The sequence below is a fragment of the Pengzhenrongella sp. genome, assembly GCF_036565025.1.
In the GTDB taxonomy this organism is placed as follows: Bacteria; Actinomycetota; Actinomycetes; order Actinomycetales; family Cellulomonadaceae; genus Pengzhenrongella.
On record NZ_DATCNW010000421.1, the window covers coordinates 1 to 5,988 of the forward strand.

A 5,988-nucleotide genomic window follows, 5' to 3' on the forward strand; every position below is an offset into this window, starting at 1 on the left:
CCCGCAACGTCCGAGCGTTGACGTCCTATAGGACGTCAACGCTCGGACGTTGCGGTTGTGGGGGCCGCGCCTGTCAGCGCGTCGAGGTTCCGTGCGTCGAGCGGGCGGCCGACCAGGAAGCCCTGGACCTCGTCGCAGTCCAGGGCGCGCAGCACGTCGAGCTGCTCGGGCCGTTCGACCCCTTCGGCGATGACGCGCAGGCCGAGGTGGTGGGTCAGCGAGATGACGCCCTCGAGCAGCCGCTTGCTGTACGGGTCGGTGTCGATCTCCGCGATGAAGCGCTGGTCGAGCTTCACGGAGTCCATCGGCACGCCGATCAGCTGGGCGAACCCGCTGTAGCCGGTGCCGAAGTCGTCCAGCGAGATGGACACGCCGAGCTCGCGCAGGGTCGCGAACGCGGCGTGCGCCGCCGCCGGGTCGCGGACCAGCGCGGACTCGGTGACCTCGAGCGTCAGCCGGTCGGCCGACAGCCGGTGGGTGTCGAGCGCGGACAGCACCCGCTGGGGCAGCGAGGCGTCCCCGAGCTCCTGCCGGCTGACGTTCACGCTGACCGTCAGCGCCGAGAAGCCGAGCTCGGTCGACCACTGCTCGAGCTGCGCGCACGCGTGGTCCAGCATCAGCGAGGTCAGCGTGGCGACCAGCCCCACCCGTTCGGCCACGGGCACGAACACCTCCGGCGGGATCTGCTGTCCCTGGTGCGTCCACCGGGCCAGCGCCTCGTAGCCGATCAGCGACCCGGTTCGCAGGTTTACGATCGGCTGGAACTCGGCCCGGATCGCCCCCGCGGCGAGCGCCTCGGCGAGCGCCTGGCTCAGCTCGAGGTCGTCCACCATCGCGAGACGCAGGTCGGGCGTGTGCAGGCGGAAGTTGTTACGTCCGCTGCGCTTGACCGCGTACATCGCCACGTCTGCCCGGCTGAGCAGGTTCTGCACGCTGGTCCCCGGCTCGTCGTCTCTCACGCTCGCGACGCCGACGCTCGCCGAGACCGCGACGGACCGACCGCGCAGGTCGAACGGCGCTCGCAGGGAGTCCACGAGCGTGCGAGCCACCACCGCGGGATTGTGTCCGTGCTCCATCAACAGGGCGAACTCGTCACCGCCGAACCGGGCGAGGGTGTCGGCGCCTCGCACGGCGAGGCGCAGTCGCTCCGCGACCTGGACCAGGATCTCGTCCCCGGCGGCGTGCCCGAGCGTGTCGTTGATCCCCTTGAAGCCGTCGAGGTCGATGAACGCGACGCTGACCGGACGACGGTCGCGCAGGTGCAGCTCGAGCGCGTGCGCGACCCGGTCCGTGAAGAGCGTCCGGTTGGCCAGGCCGGTGAGCCCGTCGTGGAACGCCCGGTGCCGCAGCTCTGCCTCGCGCAGGGTGAGGGTGCGGGTGAGCACCTGGTTGTCCCGCACGGTCGCGTACTGCCGCGCGAGGACCAGCGCGACGAGCACGCAGGTCAGGGTGACGGACCCGCTGTCGAACGTGCCGTTGACGATGTAGTGGCTCAGCACAACCACTGCCGCCACCGCCACCGGTACGTAGGGCAGCACGCTGGCCGAGACGACGGTTCGTCCGTCGCCGCGGCTCACCTCGTCCGGTTCACTCGAGAGCATCCCGCCGAGCGCGAACGCGACGAACGCGATGCTCCAGCCCAGGTCGACGGGACTGCCCGCCGCGTAGGCGTCGAGCGCTGCCAGGTAGGCGAACCCACCGTCCGAGACCGCCATCGCGCACATCCCCAGGCTGACCACGATCAGGGAGACCCGGTGCCGGCTGCCCTGGGCGAGCGCGAGGAGCGCAACGGTCAGGATCAGGATGTCGCTGATCGGGTAGGCCACCGAGACCGCCAGCGCGAATCGGGACTGTCCGCCGGCCCGCACAGCCGGCCCGAGCACCGTGGCCCACGAGATCAGCGTGACCGCGCAGGCTGCGGTGAGCCCGTCCAGCAGCCGTCGGCGGTTGTCGCCCGCGTGCGACCGCGAGGGGAGCAGCCAGAGCGCGGGCACCGCAGCGACCGCGAACCCCAGGTACCCCACGTCTGCGAGCGAGGGGAAGGGGGTCTCGTGCCCCAGGCCGACCTCGTACACGGTCCAGATCGCCTGGCCTACGCCCCAGGACGCACAGGCCAGCATCAGGCACACCCAAGCCCGGCGCAGCCGACCATTGTTGCGCGAGACGGCGACCGCGCAGCCCGCCGCACCGGCGAGCGGGAACCCCGTCTCGATCAGGTCGACGGCCGCGACATCGCCGGCGGTGCCGAACGGCCGGGCAAAGATCACCACGCTCAGTGCCAGCAGGGCGACGGCCAGGGTGCCCGCTGCGGCGACGAAGCCCCTCGGCAGCGCAGTCGTCTCGCGAGCCACAGCGCATCCGATCCCTCGGGTCCACCGGGTGGTGGTTGTCACGTGGCACATCGGCACGAGGAGGAGCGCGATGAGAGGTCCCCGCGGTCGGTTCACGGATGTCGCCTCGCCAGGTGACCGCGGTCACGCGGCGAAACAAAAGACGGCTAGCCTCACCCCGGCCGCTACCCCGATCCGAGGAGTACCCCATGCACCACCGCCCCCGCCTGTCCGCAGTCGTCGTCGGCGTCGCCATGGTGACCGGCGCGGCGCTCGGGGCCGGGGTGATCGGATCGGCCGCCGCAGCGGTCCCGCGGACCGTGAGCCAAGCTCCACCTCCCGTGCAGCCGGCGGAACCCAAGGTGCCGGTGATGACGGGCGGCGGCGGAGCCGTGTCGAGCGTCGACGCCGTCGCCACCCAGGTCGGCATCGACGTGCTCCGCAAGGGTGGCAACGCAGCCGACGCCGCGGTGGCCACGGCCGCGGCCCTGGGCGTGACCGAGCCGTACTCCGCCGGGATCGGCGGCGGCGGGTTCCTCGTGTACTACGACGCCCGCAGCGGTCGGGTGCAGACCATCGACGGCCGGGAGGCGGCGCCGGCCACGTTCACGCCCACCACGTTCACCGGTTCGGACGGCGCGGCGCTCGACTTCGCCACTGTCGTGAGCTCGGGCCTGTCGGTCGGGGTACCCGGCACGCCGGCGCTCTGGGACGAGGCGGTCCACCGCTGGGGGAGTGCCCCGCTGGCGTCGCTGCTCAAGCCCGCCGAGGAGGTGGCTCGTCGCGGGTTCGTCGTCGACACCACGTTCCACCAGCAGACCGCCGACAACGCGGCGCGCTTCGCGAAGTTCCCCGCGACCGCCAAGGTGTTCCTGCCGGACGGCCAGGCGCCCGCGGTCGGCAGCGTGTTCCGCAACCCGGACCTGGCCCGGGCCTACCGCGAGCTGCGCACGGGCGGGGTGAGCTCGCTGTACCGCGGCCCGTTGGGCGCCGCCGTCGTCGACGCGGCCCGCAAGCCGGCCACCGCCGCCGGCGTGAGCGTGTACCCCGGGCAGATCACCACGGCCGACCTGGCTCGCTACCGCGCACCGGTCAAGGCGCCGACCGTGGCGGACTACCGCGGCCTCGACGTCGACGGAATGCCCGTGCCGTCCTCCGGCGGGATCGCGGTCGGCGAGGCGCTGAACCTGCTCGAGGCCTACGACCAGCGCACCGGGGAGCCCGTGGCGAGGGCGTCCGAGACGCAGTACCTGCACCGCTTCGCCGAGTCCACCGCCACGGCGTTCGCCGACCGCAACCGGTGGGTCGGTGACGTCCCGGGCGTGCCGACGAACGAGCTGCTCTCCCAGGGGTTCGCCGACGAGCGCGCATGCCAGCTGTTCGACGCCGCGAAGGCGCACGCCCGCCCGATCCCGGCCGGCCAGCCCGACGGTTCCTACACCTGCGAACCGGCGGGTGCCGGCGCGGCGCCCACGCGCGACGACCACGGCACCACCAACCTCACGGTCGCCGATCGCTGGGGCAACGTGGCGTCGTACACCCTGACGATCGAGCAGACCGGCGGATCGGGGATCACCGTCCCGGGGTACGGGTTCCTGCTGAACAACGAGCTGACGGACTTCAACTTCACCCCGGTGACCCCGGGAGTGCCGGACCCGAACCTGCCGGGTGCGGGCAAGCGCCCCCGCTCGTCGATGTCGCCGACGATCGTGCTCGACAAGGGCACGCCGGTGCTGGCCGTGGGCTCGCCCGGTGGCGCAACGATCATCACGACGGTCGCGCAGGTCCTCACCGAGTACCTCGACCGCGACCTGGACCTGGTCGACGCCATCGCCGCGCCGCGCATCTCGTCGCGCAACGGGGCCAGGACCGAGGCCGAGCCCGCGATCGTGAACGGTCCACAGGGTGCGGCGCTGACCGCGATGGGACACACGCTCACCTCCGTCCCGGAGCTCGGCGCCGCCACCGCGATCGCGCTCGACGGCGGTCGCTTCGAGGCCGCGGCGGAGACCAGCCGTCGCGGCGGCGGATCGGCCCAGGTGGTCAACCCCGACCGCTGACCCAACGCCCGGTCCCCGCTCCGCTCCCGATGGCACCCGTTTTCTGCAAAGGACCGCGCACATCGGTGCCGGCTGCGTACATCCGATGTGCGCAGTCGGCTCGGATGTACGCAGTTTGCGCGCCCTGAGGTCGGTGACCGTCGCGAAAGATAGGGCGTTCTCCCGATGTCCCCCGGGCCACTCAGAAACCACGATGGACGACAGGCCGCGGGGACATCGAGGAGGGATCAGCCATGCAGATCGGACTGGAGAACGCCGTGATCACCCGGCACCGCGAGCTGGTGGAGCGGGCCGAGCTCGAGGCGGCCCGGCGGCTCCGGGTGGACGAGAGCAGGTTCCTGCCGCCCCGGCACCGGTTGCGGGCCGCGCTCGGCGCGACGCGCCGGACCGTCGGACTGCTCACTCGCCGCCGGGCCCGCGACCGCGTCGCAGCCGATGGGCGTGTCGGCGCCCATGGGACCATGAGGGCGTGAGCACGCCCGCCTCGAGCGCCACGATGATCGGCCGCGACGTCGATCTCGAGGGCCTGCGGAAGGTTCTGGGCGACGCGCTGGGCGGGACCACTCGCGGCGTCGTCGTCGGTGGGGAAGCGGGGATCGGGAAGACCCGGCTGCTGCGCGAGTTCACGTCGCAGGCCGCCACCTCGGCCCTCGTGCTGACCGGCCAGTGCGTGGACCTCGGCGACGCGGGTCCACCGTTCGCCCCGGTCACGAGCGTGCTGCGCGGCCTCGTCGCCGAGCTCGGGCTCGACGGGTTCCTCGCGGCGGCAGGACCGGGCGGGGACCCGTTGCGCGTGCTGCTCCCGGAGCTCGGTCCCATGCCGCCCCAGGCGGTCGGCGACCTGAACCACTTGCACGAGGCGCTGACGAGCACGCTCGAGGCGGTCTCCCGGCGCACACCCCTGGTGGTGGTCGTCGAGGACGTCCAGTGGGCCGACGACGCGACCCTGAAGGTCCTGCAGTTCGTGCTGCGCACAATGACCCGCGGGCGCGTCATGGTCCTGCTCAGCTATCGCACCGACGACGTGCCGCGCGGTCACCCGCTGCGCGCGTTCCTGACCAGCCTCGAGCGTGGCCGTCGCATCGTCCGGGTGGAGCTCGGCCGGCTGCCCCGGGCGGAGGTCCGCGACCTCGCCGAGGCGATCCTCGGCTTGGTGCCCGACGCGGGTGTCTTGGACCGGGTCTACGAGCGCAGCGAGGGGGTGCCGTTCTTCGTCGAGGAGCTTCTCGGGCTCGAGGAGACGCGCCTCGGCGCGGCCCTCCCCGAGACGCTGCGCGACCTGCTCCTGGCGCGCTACGAGCGGCTGACCGAACCGACGCAACAGGTGCTCCGGCTGATCGCCGTCGGCGGGGTGCGGGTGCCGCACGACCTGCTCGCGACCGTCTTCACGGGCAGCGCCGACGAGCTCGAGGCGGCTGCCCGCGAGGCCGTCGGCGCGAACGTGCTCGTGGTCGACGAGCAGAGCTACGCCTTCCGGCACGCCCTCGTCCGGGAGGCCGTCGGCAGCGACCTGCTGCCGGGGGAGCGGGCCCGGTTCCACACCCGCTTCGCCGAGGAGTTCGAGTCGGCAGGGGCAAGGTCAGGGGCAGGGGCAGGGG

The 5,988-nt window shown here is 72.6% G+C and carries 4 protein-coding genes; 3 read left to right on the forward strand and 1 reads right to left on the reverse strand.

The window, feature by feature from the left end; genetic code table 11:
- Positions 1 to 35 precede the first annotated feature (35 nt).
- Positions 36 to 2,351, reverse strand: a complete 2,316-nt coding sequence (locus VIM26_RS24200) for a putative bifunctional diguanylate cyclase/phosphodiesterase (protein WP_331955892.1) — start codon at positions 2,349 to 2,351, stop codon at positions 36 to 38.
- A 188-nt stretch (positions 2,352 to 2,539) separates the two neighbouring features.
- Between VIM26_RS24200 and ggt the strand changes: the two genes are divergently transcribed.
- The 3 genes from ggt to VIM26_RS24215 all read left to right on the forward strand — a co-directional run.
- Positions 2,540 to 4,390, forward strand: a complete 1,851-nt coding sequence (gene ggt, locus VIM26_RS24205; protein WP_331955893.1) for a gamma-glutamyltransferase — start codon at positions 2,540 to 2,542, stop codon at positions 4,388 to 4,390.
- 233 nt (positions 4,391 to 4,623) lie between these two features.
- On the forward strand, positions 4,624 to 4,863 hold the full coding sequence (locus VIM26_RS24210; RefSeq protein WP_331955894.1) for a hypothetical protein: 240 nt from the start codon (positions 4,624 to 4,626) through the stop codon (positions 4,861 to 4,863).
- Positions 4,860 to 5,988 (forward strand): ATP-binding protein (locus VIM26_RS24215; RefSeq protein ID WP_331955895.1); only part of this gene is annotated, 1,129 nt, incomplete at its 3' end. The genes VIM26_RS24210 and VIM26_RS24215, both read left to right, overlap by 4 nt.

Excerpts from the sequence above, each read along its gene's own strand:
- VIM26_RS24210 (WP_331955894.1), top strand. The coding sequence starts at position 4,624 with ATGCAGATCGGACTGGAGAACGCCGTGATCACCCGGCACCGCGAGCTG.
- ggt (WP_331955893.1), top strand. The coding sequence starts at position 2,540 with ATGCACCACCGCCCCCGCCTGTCCGCAGTCGTCGTCGGCGTCGCCATG.